We start from the raw sequence: 13,694 nt of genomic DNA, 5'->3' as shown, positions 1-13,694 counted from the left end.
GCCGTGGATACGTGTCGGAGGCCGTTGGTCACTTCTTGCCGTCCTCGTCCACGATCTCCGCGTCGACCACGTCGTCGGCGCCACCGGTGGCGCCGGCCTGCGGACCGGTCGCACCTGCCGCACCCGGGCCGGCCTCGCCACCCGGCTGCTGGCCCTGCTCGGCCTGCTGGGAGTAGAGCAGCGACCCGGCCTGCTGGGAGACCTGCGCCAGCTTCTCGTGGGCGGTCTTGATCTTCTCGATGTCCTGACCGCCGAGGGCACCGCGCAGCTCACCGAGCGCCTCGTTGAGCTGCTCCCGGTTCTCGCTGGGCAGCTTGTCGCCGCTCTCGGCGAGGAACTTCTCGGTCTGCCACTGGAGCGCCTCGGCCACGTTGCGGGTCTCGGCGTCGTCGCGGCGGCGCTTGTCCTCCTCCGCGTGCTCCTCGGCGTCCCGGCGCATCCGCTCGATGTCGTCCTTCGGCAGCGACGAGCCGCCGGTGATCGTCATCTTCTGTTCCTTGCCGGTGCCCAGGTCCTTGGCGTGCACGTTGACGATGCCGTTGGCGTCGATGTCGAAGGCGACCTCGATCTGCGGCACGCCGCGCGGCGCCGGCGGGAGGCCGGTCAGCTCGAAGGTGCCGAGCTTCTTGTTGTACGCCGCGATCTCCCGCTCACCCTGGAACACCTGGATCAGCACCGACGGCTGGTTGTCGTCCGCCGTGGTGAAGACCTCGGAGCGCTTGGTCGGGATGGTGGTGTTGCGCTCGATGAGCTTGGTGAAGATGCCGCCCTTGGTCTCGATGCCCAGGCTCAGCGGGGTCACGTCGAGCAGCAGGACGTCCTTGACCTCACCCTTGAGCACACCGGCCTGGAGGGCGGCGCCGACGGCGACGACCTCGTCCGGGTTGACGCCCTTGTTGGGGTCGCGCCCGGTGAGCTGCTTGACCAGGTCGGTCACGGCGGGCATCCGGGTGGAACCACCGACGAGGATGACGTGCTCGACGTCCGAGATCTTGATCCCGGCGTCCTTCACGGCCTGCTCGAACGGGCCCTTGCAGCGGTCCAGCAGGTCCTGCGTCATCCGCTGGAACTCGGCGCGGCTCAGCGTCACGTCGAGGTGCAGCGGGCCGGCCGCGCCGGCGGTGATGTACGGCAGGTTGATGTTGGTCGTGGTGGCGGCGGACAGCTCGATCTTGGCCTTCTCGGCGGCCTCACGGAGGCGCTGGAGGGCCATCTTGTCCTGGCCCAGGTCGATGCCGTGCTCGCCGCGGAACGTCTTGACCAGGTGGTCGATGATCCGCTGGTCCCAGTCGTCGCCACCGAGGTGGTTGTCACCGCTCGTCGACTTGACCTCGATGACGCCCTCGGCGAGCTCCAGCAGCGACACGTCGAAGGTGCCGCCGCCGAGGTCGAAGACCAGGACGGTCTGCTCCTTGGAACCCTTGTCCAGCCCGTACGCCAGGGCGGCCGCGGTCGGCTCGTTGACGATCCGCAGCACGTTGAAGCCGGCGATCTCACCGGCCTCCTTGGTGGCCTGGCGCTGGCTGTCGTTGAAGTAGGCCGGGACGGTGATCACCGCGTCGGTGATCTGCTCGCCCAGGTACGCCTCGGCGTCCCGCTTGAGCTTCATCAGCGTCCGGGCCGAGATCTCCTGCGGGGTGTACTTCTTGCCGTCGATGTCGACGGACCAGTTCGTGCCGACCTCGCGCTTGACCGAACGGATCGTCCGGTCCGGGTTGGTCACCGCCTGGCGCTTGGCGACCTCACCGACGAGCACCTCGCCGTTGCGGGCGAACGCGACGATCGACGGGGTCGTCCGCGAGCCCTCAGCGTTGGCGATGACGGTGGGCTCACCGCCCTCGAGAACGCTGACGCAGGAGTTCGTCGTGCCGAGGTCGATACCGACCGCACGTGCCATCTTCGCTTCCTCGCTTCGTAAGGTTGTGCAGGTGGCGGGCACCGCCCGCGACTGCTCGGCGGGCGCCGCCCGCAGCGGACCCCACCACAAGTTGAGTGAACTTGACTCAATAGTGCCACGCGTTGGCGAATCGTCAAGTCGAGTTGAGCCGACCCGACGCAACCCAGCCGTTATTACCGTCCGGTTGTCTTCCCTTGCATCGGTCGGGCACGCTTTAGCGGTGACGACGCACGGCGATTCCGCCACCCGTTCCGGCGCGCCCGCCGTCGCAGCCCGCACCGGCCCGCCGGACGCCGCGGAGGAGCAGCCCGCCACCACCGGGGACGACAGCCTCCCCGGCGCGCTGTCGGGCCTGAGGGCCGCGATCGGCGCGACCCGCTATCCGCTAGCCCTGCCCTCCGCCAAGGCCGCCCGGCACGCCGCGAGCGCCCTCACCGACCAGCTCGACGACTACCTGCTGCCCCGGCTCGCCCGACTGGACGCCCCGCTGCTCGTGGTGGTCGGCGGCTCCACCGGCGCGGGCAAGTCGACCCTGGTCAACAGCCTGGTCAAGGCCCGGGTCAGCGCCGCAGGTGTGCTGCGGCCCACCACCCGCTCCCCGGTGCTCGTCTGCAACCCGGCCGACGCGTCCTGGTTCCGGCAGGGCGACCTGCTGCCCGGGCTGACCCGCACCACCGAGCCGAGCGACGATCCACGCTCCCTGCACCTGGTCACCGCCCCCGCCCTGCCGCCGGGTCTGGCCTTCCTCGACGCACCGGACATCGACTCCGTCGTCGACGCCAACCGGGCGCTCGCGAGCCAACTGCTCGCCGCCGCCGACCTCTGGCTCTTCGTCACCACCGCCGCCCGGTACGCCGACGCGGTGCCGTGGGAGCTGCTGCGCAGCGCGCGGGCCCGGGGCGCCGTGATCGCGATGGTGCTCGACCGGGTGCCCGCCGAGGCCAGCGACGAGATCGCCGCCCACCTGACCGAGATGCTCGCCGCGCAGGATCTGGGCCGGGCGCCGCTGTTCGTCCTCCCGGAGACCTGGGTCGACGGTCAGGGGCTGCTGCCCGAAGGGGCCACCGCGCCGCTGGCCGACTGGTTCGCCCGGCTGGCCGCCGACGCCGACGCCCGCGCGGCGGTGGTCCGGCAGACCCTGGACGGCGCGCTGGCCGCCCTGCACCCCGCCGTCGAGGAGCTGGCCGACGCGGCCGACGAGCAGGTCACCGCCGCCGACGGGCTGGACGAACGGGTCCGGGCCGCGTACCGGGGAGCCGAGCGGACCGTCGAGCAGGGCCTGCAGGACGGTCGACTGCTCCGCGGTGAGGTCCTGGCCCGCTGGCAGGAGTTCGTCGGCACCGGCGAGTTCTTCCGCACGCTGGAGGCCCGCATCGGGCGACTCCGCGACCGGGTGGTGGCCGCCGTCACCGGTCGGCCCGCGCCGGCCGCCGAGCTGCGCAACGCCATCGAGTCGCAGCTCGTCACCCTGCTGCGGGGCGTCGCGTCCGAGGCCGCCGAATCCGCGTACACCGGGTGGAAGGCACACCCGGCGGGAGCGGACCTGCTGGAGCCCGGGCTCGCCCACCCGAGCGACGACCTGCCCGAACGCGCCGAACGGATGGTCCGCGACTGGCAACGCGGCGTGCTGGAGCTGGTCCGGGTCGAGGGCGGCGACAAGCGCTTCGTGGCCCGCACCGCCGCCTACGCGGTGAACGCCACCGGGCTGGCCGTGATGATCGCCGTGTTCGCCTCGACCGCGTTCATCCCCACCGGGCTGGAGTTGGCCACCGGGGCCGGCACGACTGTCGCCGCGCAGGCCGTCCTCCAGGCGATCTTCGGCGACCAGGCGGTGCGTACCCTCGCCGCCAAGGCCCGGGTCGACCTGGTGGCGCGGGTCCGGACGCTGCTGGACGCGGAGGCCGAGCGGTTCCTGGCCCGCACCGCCGAAGCCCGGCCCGCCGAGGCGGCCGGTGACGCGCTGCGCCGGGCCGCCGGACGGGTCGAGCTGGCCCGGCACCGCAGCGGCCTGGCCACCGGCGACGGCGCCCTGCCGGTCGGCGACGAGGAGGGTTCGCGGTGACCAACATCGCCGGCCGGGTACGCGAGGCGTTCCGCGGTGACCAGCGGGTCGACCCCGACGCGCTGATCGCCCGCCTGGACGCCGTACGCCGGTTCCTGACCGCCGTCGACGGCCTACTGCCGGACGCCGAGCTGGTGCCCGCGCACACCCTCGTCGAGCGGGCCGGCACCCGGCTCGCGTTGTCCCGCGACCACACCGTGGTGGCGCTCGCCGGCGCCACCGGCAGCGGCAAGTCCAGCCTGTTCAACGCGCTGGCCCAGCTGGAACTCTCCCCGGTCGGGGTCCGCCGGCCGACCACCGGCGTGACGCACGCGTGCGTGTGGGGGCCGCTGGAGGGCGCCAACCGGCTGCTCGACTGGACCGGGGTGCTGCCCCGGCACCGCTTCGTCCGGGAGAGCGCGCTCGACGGGGACGACGAGACGGCGCTGCACGGGCTGATCCTGCTCGACCTGCCCGACTTCGACTCGGTGCAGCGGTCCCACCGTCTGGAGGTGGACCGGCTGCTCGGCCTGGTCGACCAGGTGGTCTGGGTGGTCGACCCGCAGAAGTACGCCGACCGGGTCATCCACGACAGCTACCTGCGCGAGTTCCACCGGCACCGCGACGTCACGCTCGTCGTGCTCAACCAGGCCGACCGGCTGCCACCGACCGAGCTGCCCCGCGTCCTGGACGACCTGCGCCGGCTGCTCGACGCGGACGGGCTGACCGGTGTGCCACTGCTCGCCACCACCGCCATCGACCCGGCCGGGATGGTCGGGCTGCGCACCGCGCTGGAGCGTACGGTCGCCGAGCGCCAGGCCGCCCTGCGTCGACTGGCCGGCGACGTCGACACCGTGGTCGCCGGGCTGGACGAGCTGGTCGGCTCGGCCCGACCGGCGGGTGGCCCGGACGACGCGAGCGTCGCCGCGCTGAACCGGGCGCTGGCCGGCACGGCAGGTGTGCCGGCGGTGAGTGAGGCGGTGGAGCGGGCGTACCGGCATCGGGCCGGCGCGGCGACCGGCTGGCCTGTGGTGCGGGGCTGGCGCCGGCTCCGACCCGACCCGCTGCGCCGGCTGCACCTTCCCGGCCCGACCGGCGGCGCAGCCGACCCGGCGGAGAGCCTGGTCTCGGCGACCTCGGTGCCCGATCCGACGGCCGCCCAGCGCTCGGCGCTCGGCCTGGCGATCCGTGCGGTGGCTGACCGGGCCGCCAGCGGTCTGCCCGCGGCCTGGCCGACGGCGGTCACCTCCGCGGCCCGGTCCCGTCTCGACGACCTACCGGACGCGTTGGACGGCGCGATCGCCGGCACGGACCTCGGCCTGGACCGTCAGCCGGTGTGGTGGCGTGTCGTCGGGGGTGTGCAGTGGCTGGTCACCCTGGCCGCCCTCGTCGGCCTGGGCTGGCTGGCGCTCGGCTACGCGCTGCGGGCGCTCGGCCTGCCCGCGCTGGACAACCCGACTGTCGGGCAGGTGCCCATGCCGACCGTGCTGCTGCTCGGTGGCCTGCTGGCCGGGCTGCTGGTGGCGGCGCTGACCCGGCCGGTGGTGCGTTGGGCCGCTCAGCGGGCGCGGGCCCGCGCCCGGCAACGGCTGACGGTCCGGGTCGCCGAGGTCGGCGAGGAGTACGTGCTCGCCCCGGTGCGGATCGTGCTGGCCTCCTACGCGCAGGCACGCGACGCGCTGCGGGACGCCGCCCGCCGCTGACGCCTCTGCGTACGCCCCGACCGGCGTAGGGTCGAAGCATGGCCACGCCTCAGACCCCTTACGACGCGGTGCTGCACGCCGCACGCGACGTGACCAAGCTGGAGTCCGCCCTGGATGCCGAGATGCTCGGCAGCGCGCTGCTGGGCAGTGTCTACTCGATCGCGGAGACCGACCGCGACACCGCCGTGCGGGAGTTCGTCACCGGGTTCCTCGCCGCCACCGCCCGCCGCCGGATCGCGGCGGCGACCACCATCCGGCAGGTCTTCGCCACGCTCGTCCCGACCGCCGAGGGCTCCGAGCGGGTGCGTCCGGGCAGCCAGGCACCCGCCTGGTCCGGGCAGCTCGGCCGGGTGCACCTCACCGGCAGCTGGGCGTACGGCGACGTGTACGGCGACCAGACCTCCTACCTCGCCACGTTCGCGTACGACGACGCGGCCGGTGGCCCGGAGCACGCCCTGGTGGCTCTGATCGACCACAACATCGGGATCACCAAGGACATCTTCGTCGGCGGGCCGGCGGAGCGGATCCTGGACCAGGTCCGGCAGATGTGCGCCGACGACGAGCTGACCTGGTTCCGCACCGAGGACCCGTCCCGGCTGCGGGGCGAGGTGGCCCGGCACCTCTCGGTCACCGACGACCTGACCGAGCTGCCCGGCGAGGGTTCGCTCGCCACCGACCGCGCGCTGGTCGGCGCCCGGCTGGCGCTGCTCCCCACAGCCGCCGACCCGACCGGCCCGGCGGAGGTCGAGCCGCTGTCCGCCGCCGAGCGCACCGACCTGGTCCGGCGGTTCCTGGCGGCGCCGGAGGCCGCCCGGTTCGGGCTCGACAGCGTCGACGGCCCGGAACTGGCCTCGCTGCACTTCTGCCTGAGCCTGCTGCTGGACCATTCGGCGAGCTTCCCGGACGCCGACCCGATGCGGTGGAGCCCGGCCGTGTCCGGGCTCTTCCTGCTCGACTGGGTGCACCGCCGTGCCGTGCTGGACATGGACGACGCGGCGATGCTGCCCCGGGTGCTGCGCGCCTGGGCCCGGTACGCGTCGCGGCAGCGCGGGCTGCCCGAGGCGGCCGCGACGCGCACCGACGAGGCGATCGAGGAGATGGTGCCGGAGTTCGCCCGGCTCTACTCGACCGGCGAGCGGCGCAGCCCGGCCACCGCCGCGGTCGCGCAACTGATGGCCGACGGCGTGGACCCGGACGACCCGGCCGCGCTGGACGCCTGGATCGAGGCGAACCGCCACCGCCTGGCCGACGACGGCGCCTGACGACCGTCGGGCGGGCGGCACCGCGCCGCCCGCCCGGCGACGGTCGCTCAGCGCAGCAGACCGAAGACGACCGCGGCGATCAGCGCGCCGAGCGCACCGCCGGCGAGCACCTGCGCGACGGTGTGGTCCCGCAGGCGTACGCGGGACCAGCCGACCACGCCCAACAGCGGCGCGGCGACGAGGAACCCGCGCCCGAAGGTCAGCGCCAGGATGACCAGGGTGCCGGCGGAGACCGCCGAGTGGATCGACATCTTCCACCAGTGGCTCACCGACACGGCGACCACCAGGCCGACCAGCCCGGCCACCGCCAGCGCCAGCAACGGCCGGGGTGCACCGAGGACGACGAGCAGGGCGAGCCCGGCGGCGACCGAGCCGAGGCCGACCAGCAGCGGCACCCGGCGCTGCTCCCGACGGCCGATGTGGTGGTCCGTGAGCCGACCGCGGCGGACCCCGCCGACGATGTAGGCGAACGGGATGCCGGTGACGAAGAACGTCGCGAGCAGACCCCAGAGCAGGCCGCGGGCACTGCCCCGGGCGCTGTGCCAGCTCACGGCGATCATCAGCAGCGACACCAGCACGGCCGGGGCGGTCAGCTCGGTGACCAGTCGGGCGACCCGCAGCCCCGGACCGGGCCGGACGGCGACCGGGCGGGGTTCCACACCGCCGCCCACGCCACCCCCTCCGGTACGCGCCTACCGCCGACCACCGCCTGCTCGTCACCGTACCGCCGGGGTGAGCCAGGGAGGCGCGGGACCACCACGACCGGTGGCCGCTCACCGTGATGATCAAGAAGTTTGCGTCACCGCGACCCCGATTCCTGACCCGAACTTCTTGATCACCGAGGCCCGGCGGCCAGAACCGGGGCGGCCGGGGCGCTGTGCGGTGGTGACGGCGTGGGCGCGGTGGTGGGCTCGGGCGGGCTTGGGGTCGCCCGTGGTGGGGCGGGGCTTGCCGGCGCGGAGAGGGTGCTGGTGGGGACGGCCGTAGCCGTCGGCAGGTCGGTCGATGAGGGTGTTGCCGGGTCGGTCGCTGTAGGTGTCGACGGGTCGTTCGTGGTCGGTGTCAACGGATCGGTCGGCGACGGGCTCGGGTCGGACGTTCCGGTCGGGTCCGGGTCCGGTGACGCGGTCGGTGCCGGCGACGGCGACGGGCTGGCCGGGTGCGGGGGCGGCGGTGCGGCCGGCGGGGCGCTCCGGGTGGGTCGCGGCGCTGGCGGCGCGGGCACCTCGCGGGGGGCGGGCACCCGGTCGTCGGCCCTCGGGCCGGACCACGACTCGTCCGGGAGACGCCAGGGAGCGGCGGGCACCCAGTCGGCGGTCGCGGTCGGACCGGCGCTGGGTGTGCCCGGTGACGGCAACGCGATCGGCGGCGGCTGACTGGTCACCGGCATCGGAATGACCACCGGCCCGACCGACGGGGTCGGGATGAACGGGGTGCTGGTGTCCGGTAACGCGCTGCTGCCCGGGGTGGCCGAGCCAGCGCTGACCGCGGCGAGGACGGGCATCGACGCGGTGCCTGCCAACAGGGCGACGGTGAGCAGGTAACCCCGGGAGGGCCCGCCCGCGCCGGGTGCCCGGTGCGACCCGATCACCCGGCGGTAGCCGCCCGGCGACCGGTGGCGGCCGAGCATGGGTGTGCCGGGACCGTCACCTGGCTCGTCCACCGCACACCCCTTGTCGTCGCCGCCTGAAGGACTCGCCGAACGCTCACCGGCGGAATCCGGCTAATCACCCGATCGGCACGTTCCTGCGGTAATCAGCCTCGCCCAGTCACCCTCCGTCAGCCAACATCCACCGCGTGTCGACACGCGGCACTGACCGAACGGTGACGAATCAGCACCGGAACGCCCGGTGGACGCAGGACGGCACGATGGCGACAAAGAACATCAAACCGTAGGCGGTCGGAATGCGAGGCGGGCGTACTGTGGGCGCGCTCACCTGCTCTGCGAATATGGAGCACGACGGCAACGCAGCCGTGACCTCCGCGCACCCTCGCGGCAGGCGCGGCCCGGCGCCGGCGCTCCCGATCCGGGTTCGGCCAGAACCCGGCTCACGCCGCGCGGCAACCCCCACCGGGGCTAGGCGCGGCCGCCAGGAACCGGTCCGGCAGCAGCCGGGCAGGCGCACGAGTTGCGTGGCCGGGTGATCCCCCGGTGCCGACGCAGACACGACAGGGAGAGACCGATGGCAAAGGGCGACCCCGGGGGCACCACCCGCAGCAGGCGGGCAGCTCCCCGCTCCAAGAAGGGCGCGACCGGCGACCCCGAGCTGGTGCAGCTGCTCACCCCCGAAGGCGAGCGGATCGACAGCGCCACCGGGCCGGACGGCACCGAGTACCGCGTCGACTTCACCGACGAGGAGTACCGCGGGCTCTACCGCGACCTGGTGCTGGTCCGCAAGCTCGACGCCGAGGCGACCGCGCTCCAGCGGCAGGGCGAGCTGGGCCTCTGGGCCAGCCTCCTCGGCCAGGAGGCCGCGCAGGTCGGCTCCGGGCGCGCGCTGCGGACGCAGGACATGGCCTTCCCGACCTACCGGGAGCACGGCGTCCTCTACTGCCGGGGCATCGACCCGATCATGCCGCTCGGTCTGTTCCGCGGCGTCGACCAGGGCGGCTGGGACCCGAACGAGTTCAAGTTCAACATGTACACGATCGTCATCGGCGCGCAGACCCTGCACGCGACCGGATACGCCATGGGCATCACCATGGACGGCAAGGTCGGCACCGACGACGGCGAGGCAGCGATCGCCTACTTCGGCGACGGGGCCACCAGCCAGGGCGACGTGAACGAGGCGTTCGTCTGGGCCAGCGTGTTCAACGCGCCGCTGGTCTTCTTCTGCCAGAACAACCAGTACGCGATCTCCGAGCCGCTGGAGCGGCAGACCCGCGTCCCGCTCTACCAGCGGGCCGCCGGCTTCGGTTTCCCCGGCGTACGGGTGGACGGCAACGACGTGCTGGCGTCGTACGCGGTCACCCGCACGGCGCTGGACAACGCCCGGCACGGGCAGGGCCCGAGCCTGATCGAGGCGTACACCTACCGGATGGGCGCGCACACCACCTCCGACGATCCGACCCGTTACCGGATCGCCAGCGAGGTGGAGTCCTGGCAGGCCAAGGACCCGATCCTGCGGGTCAAGGCGTTCCTGGAGAAGCAGCAGATCGCCGACGCGGCCTTCTTCGCCGAGGTCGACGAGCAGGCCCGCCGGGAGGCGGTGCACCTGCGCGAACGGGTGCTCACCATGCCCGACCCGGAGCCGGTGACGATGTTCGACAACGTCTACCCCAACGGGTCTCCGCTGCTCGACGAGCAGCGTGCGCAGTTCAACAGCTACATGGAGTCGTTCGAGGGGAGCGCCCACTGATGGCCACGGAGACGCTCACCCTCGGCAAGGCACTCAACACCGGCCTGCGCCGCGCCCTGGAGACCGACCCCAAGGTCGTCATCATGGGCGAGGACGTCGGCAAGCTCGGCGGCGTCTTCCGGATCACCGACGGGCTCCAGAAGGACTTCGGCGACCAGCGGGTGATCGACACCCCGCTGGCCGAGTCCGGCATCATCGGCACCGCCGTCGGCCTGGCCATCCGTGGCTACCGGCCGGTCTGCGAGATCCAGTTCGACGGCTTCGTCTACCCCGCGTACGACCAGATCGTGTCGCAGGTCGCGAAGATGCACTACCGCTCGGGCGGCCGGCTCAGCATCCCCATGGTCATCCGGATTCCGTTCGGCGGTGGCATCGGCGCCGTCGAGCACCACTCCGAGTCGCCGGAGGCGTACTTCGCCCACACCGCCGGCCTGAAGGTGGTGACCTGCGCCAACCCGCAGGACGCGTACGTGATGATCCAGCAGGCCATCGCCTCGGACGACCCGATCGTCTTCCTGGAGCCCAAGCGGCGGTACTGGGAGAAGGGGCCCGTCGACCTGGACGCGCCGCTCTCGGACGCGTACCCCCTGCACTCGGCCCGAGTGGTGCGGCCCGGCACCGACGTGACGGTGCTGGCGTACGGGCCGATGGTGCGGACCTGCCTGGAGGCCGCGACGGCCGCCGCCGAGGACGGCCGGGAGCTGGAGGTCATCGACCTGCGCTCGCTGTCCCCGCTGGACCTCGCCGCCGCGTACGAGTCGGTGAAGCGCACCGGCCGCGCGGTGGTGGTGCACGAGGCGCCGTCCAACATCGGCCTGGGCGCCGAGCTGGCCGCCCGGATCACCGAGGAGTGCTTCTACTCCCTGGAGTCGCCGGTGCTGCGGGTCACGGGCTTCGACACCCCCTACCCGGCCGCCCGGGTGGAGGAGGAGTACCTGCCCGACCTCGACCGGGTGCTCGACGCCGTCGACCGCACCTTCGGCTGGTGAGCGACATGTCCCGGATCAAGACGTTCAACCTGCCCGACCTGGGCGAGGGGCTGACCGAGGGCGAGATCCTGGCCTGGCTGGTCAAGGTCGGCGACACCATCGAGCTGAACCAGCCGATCGTCGAGGTCGAGACGGCCAAGGCGGCGGTGGAGATCCCGGCGAAGTGGGCCGGGCAGGTGCAGGCGATCCACCACCCGGAGGGCGCGACTGTCGAGGTCGGTACGCCGATCATCGCGATCGACACCGACCCGGGCGCGGGCCCGCTGGAGGCGCCGTCCACGACGGCCACGCCCAGCGACGACCTGCCCACCCCGTCGGCGGCCTCGCTGGCGGCGGTGGAGGTGGCCCCGGCCGAGGGCATGATCGAGCCGGGCCTGATCGGCGGTGCCGCCCCGGGCGGGCGGACGGCGGTGCTCGTCGGCTACGGCCCGCGTACCACCGCCGCGAAGCGTCGGCCCCGCAAGGGTGCCGTCCCGGCGCAGGCCGAGGCGCCGGTCACCCCCGCACCTGTCGCACCGCAGCCGGTCACGCCGGAGCCGGTCCGTAACGGAATTGGTGGCCCGGTGACGGGCGGGCTCGTGTTGGCCAAGCCGCCGGTACGCAAGCTCGCCAAGGACCTCGGCGTCGACCTGAGCACGCTGACCGGGTCGGGGCCGCTGGGCTCGATCACCCGGGAGGACGTACAGCAGGCGGCGAGCGGTTCCGTGGCGGCGGCCGAGCCGGTCGCGGTCACCTCGACCGCGACGAGCGCCGCGAGTTTCGGCGCCGACCGTGAACAGCGCATCCCGGTCAAGGGCGTCCGCAAGCTCACCGCCGAGAACATGTCCCGTTCGGCGTTCACCGCTCCCCACGTGACGGAGTTCCTGACCGTCGACGTGACCCGGGCGATGAAGGCGCTGGAGCGCCTGCGGGGCCGGCGGGAGTGGCGTGACGTCCGGGTCTCGCCGCTGCTGCTGGTGGCGAAGGCGGTGCTGCTGGCGGTCAAGCGTCACCCGATGGTCAACTCGACCTGGGCCGGCGACGAGATCGTCGTCAAGGAGTACGTCAACCTCGGCATCGCGGCGGCCACCGAGCGTGGCCTGATCGTGCCGAACGTGAAGGACGCCGGTCGGCTCTCGCTGCGGGAGTTGGCCGACGCGCTGAACGGCCTGGTGCAGACGGCGAAGTCCGGCCGCACCTCGCCCGCGGACATGTCCGGCGGCACCCTGACCATCACCAACGTCGGGGTGTTCGGGGTGGACACCGGCACGCCGATCCTGCCGCCGGGCGAGTCGGCGATCCTCGCCTTCGGCGCGGTGCGGGAGATGCCGTGGGTGCACAAGGGCAAGGTCAAGGCCCGGCAGGTCACCACGTTGGGTCTGAGTTTCGACCACCGGATCATCGACGGTGAGCTGGGTTCGAAGTTCCTGCGCGACATCGGCGATTTCCTCGCCGACCCCGAGGCGGCGCTGCTCGCCTGGACCTGACCGGTCCGAAACGCCAGCCACGGCCGGTGTGCCACGGGTTAACGCCCGGCACACCGGCCGTGTCCGTTGGGCGACGAAACCGTCGGCCACAACCCCCGTTGACCTTCGATTGTTAGGCGGGTGTCTCAGCTCACCTAATAATCGATGGAAGTTGGGCGGGTTCTGCGGTTGAATAGATGCATCAGGGGCCGACAACCGAATAGCCAGGGGGACCCACCAATGAGCATGATCGAGCGAATCCGCAACCACCGCGACGCCAACCGCCGCGCCCGTGCCATCGAGCACGCGCTGCGCTCGGCCAACTCGCCGGCCGTTCGCGAGGAACTCCTCGTCATCGCCCAGCGTCACATGAGCTGACGCTCCACGACATCCCTCACCTCCTCCAGATCGATGGCCCACCCGGCCCACCGGGTGGGCCATCGGCGTTCCGCCAGCACCTGACACCGGGATTCCGCCCTGCCGCAGCGCCCGGTACGGTGGGCTTCGGTCGCCGCCCGCCGGCCCGGCCGACGCCGAGCCGATAGAAGCTGCTCGACACCACCCGGCGACGGGCAGTGACGACCGGTGCTCCTTTGGACGCCTCGTGCGGCCACCAGATACGGTGCGGGGAGCCGGCACGGCGGTACGCCGGTGACGCCGGCAGCCATGCCGAGGAGACCGATCGGCACCGGCGGCCGACATGTGATGGAGGAGGCGCACCCATGACGTCCGAGGGCCCGCACCGCCCCGGCCAGGAGCCGGACGAGGTGTCACCGGGCGCCGGCGGACCGGCGCCGTACGGCGACCGCCCGGCGCAGCCGGACAACGGCTACAACGCCGCCGGCCCCGACCTGGGCTGGGCACCCCCGCCACCCGCGCGGCCGAACCCGTCCGCCCCGGCCTGGGCGACCCAGTCCGAGCAGCAGCCGAACCCCGCCTGGGGTGCCGCCGCCGCACCGCAGCCCAGCGACCCGGCACAGCCCGCGTGGGCCACCGGC

Annotated in this window: 10 protein-coding genes and 1 pseudogene; 8 read left to right on the top strand and 3 right to left on the bottom strand. The window is 73.0% G+C overall.

Going from position 1 to position 13,694, the window contains the following annotated elements; translation table 11 throughout:
* Positions 1-28: 28 nt before the first annotated feature.
* Positions 29-1,897, bottom strand: coding sequence for a molecular chaperone DnaK (dnaK, locus tag B0E54_RS10170; RefSeq protein WP_234583110.1), 1,869 nt, complete (start codon positions 1,895-1,897; stop codon positions 29-31).
* Between the two features lie 220 nt (positions 1,898-2,117).
* Here dnaK and B0E54_RS10165 point away from each other — a divergent pair, with 220 nt between their 5' ends.
* Genes B0E54_RS10165 through B0E54_RS10155 form a run of 3 tightly spaced genes read left to right on the top strand, consistent with a single transcriptional unit; the run spans position 2,118 to position 6,903 of the window.
* Positions 2,118-3,959 (top strand): GTPase domain-containing protein, encoded by a 1,842-nt coding sequence (locus tag B0E54_RS10165; RefSeq protein ID WP_234583109.1) that lies wholly within the window; start codon positions 2,118-2,120, stop codon positions 3,957-3,959.
* Positions 3,956-5,641, top strand: coding sequence for a GTPase (locus B0E54_RS10160; RefSeq protein WP_234583108.1), 1,686 nt, complete (start codon positions 3,956-3,958; stop codon positions 5,639-5,641). The genes B0E54_RS10165 and B0E54_RS10160 overlap by 4 nt, the downstream gene beginning before the upstream one ends.
* 38 nt (positions 5,642-5,679) lie before the next feature.
* Entirely contained in the window at positions 5,680-6,903 is a 1,224-nt protein-coding gene (locus tag B0E54_RS10155) for a hypothetical protein (RefSeq protein ID WP_234583107.1), read from the top strand.
* A gap of 47 nt (positions 6,904-6,950) precedes the next feature.
* Here B0E54_RS10155 and B0E54_RS10150 read toward each other — a convergent pair whose 3' ends face one another.
* Positions 6,951-7,574, bottom strand: coding sequence for a phosphatase PAP2 family protein (locus B0E54_RS10150; protein WP_234583106.1), 624 nt, complete (start codon positions 7,572-7,574; stop codon positions 6,951-6,953).
* Between the two features lie 164 nt (positions 7,575-7,738).
* Positions 7,739-8,566 carry a hypothetical protein gene (locus tag B0E54_RS10145; protein WP_234583105.1) on the bottom strand — a complete coding sequence of 276 codons (828 nt, stop codon included), beginning with the start codon at positions 8,564-8,566 and terminating at the stop codon, positions 7,739-7,741.
* Positions 8,567-9,086: 520 nt separating this feature from the next.
* Between B0E54_RS10145 and pdhA the strand changes: the two genes are divergently transcribed.
* The 5 genes and pseudogenes from pdhA to B0E54_RS10120 form a co-directional block, all read left to right on the top strand.
* Positions 9,087-10,262, top strand: a complete 1,176-nt coding sequence (gene pdhA / locus B0E54_RS10140) for a pyruvate dehydrogenase (acetyl-transferring) E1 component subunit alpha (protein ID WP_234583104.1) — start codon at positions 9,087-9,089, stop codon at positions 10,260-10,262.
* Positions 10,262-11,251, top strand: a complete 990-nt coding sequence (locus tag B0E54_RS10135; RefSeq protein ID WP_234583103.1) for an alpha-ketoacid dehydrogenase subunit beta — start codon at positions 10,262-10,264, stop codon at positions 11,249-11,251. The genes pdhA and B0E54_RS10135 overlap by 1 nt, the downstream gene beginning before the upstream one ends.
* Positions 11,248-12,717, top strand: a complete 1,470-nt coding sequence (locus B0E54_RS10130) for a dihydrolipoamide acetyltransferase family protein (protein ID WP_234583102.1) — start codon at positions 11,248-11,250, stop codon at positions 12,715-12,717. The genes B0E54_RS10135 and B0E54_RS10130 overlap by 4 nt, the downstream gene beginning before the upstream one ends.
* A gap of 219 nt (positions 12,718-12,936) precedes the next feature.
* Positions 12,937-13,074 (top strand): hypothetical protein, encoded by a 138-nt coding sequence (locus tag B0E54_RS10125; RefSeq protein ID WP_007454215.1) that lies wholly within the window; start codon positions 12,937-12,939, stop codon positions 13,072-13,074.
* Positions 13,075-13,418: 344 nt separating this feature from the next.
* Positions 13,419-13,694: pseudogene (locus B0E54_RS10120) on the top strand (hypothetical protein); the annotation flags it as partial.

The sequence above is a fragment of the Micromonospora sp. MH99 genome, from assembly GCF_021442385.1.
In the GTDB taxonomy this organism is placed as follows: domain Bacteria; phylum Actinomycetota; class Actinomycetes; order Mycobacteriales; family Micromonosporaceae; genus Micromonospora.
This window is presented reverse-complemented; position numbering and strand designations above follow the sequence as displayed.

Coding starts and splice junctions, on each gene's coding strand:
- B0E54_RS10135 (WP_234583103.1), top strand. CDS start 10,262: ATGGCCACGGAGACGCTCACCCTCGGCAAGGCACTCAACACCGGCCTG.
- B0E54_RS10125 (WP_007454215.1), top strand. CDS start 12,937: ATGAGCATGATCGAGCGAATCCGCAACCACCGCGACGCCAACCGCCGC.
- dnaK (WP_234583110.1), bottom strand. CDS start 1,897: ATGGCACGTGCGGTCGGTATCGACCTCGGCACGACGAACTCCTGCGTC.
- B0E54_RS10155 (WP_234583107.1), top strand. CDS start 5,680: ATGGCCACGCCTCAGACCCCTTACGACGCGGTGCTGCACGCCGCACGC.
- pdhA (WP_234583104.1), top strand. CDS start 9,087: ATGGCAAAGGGCGACCCCGGGGGCACCACCCGCAGCAGGCGGGCAGCT.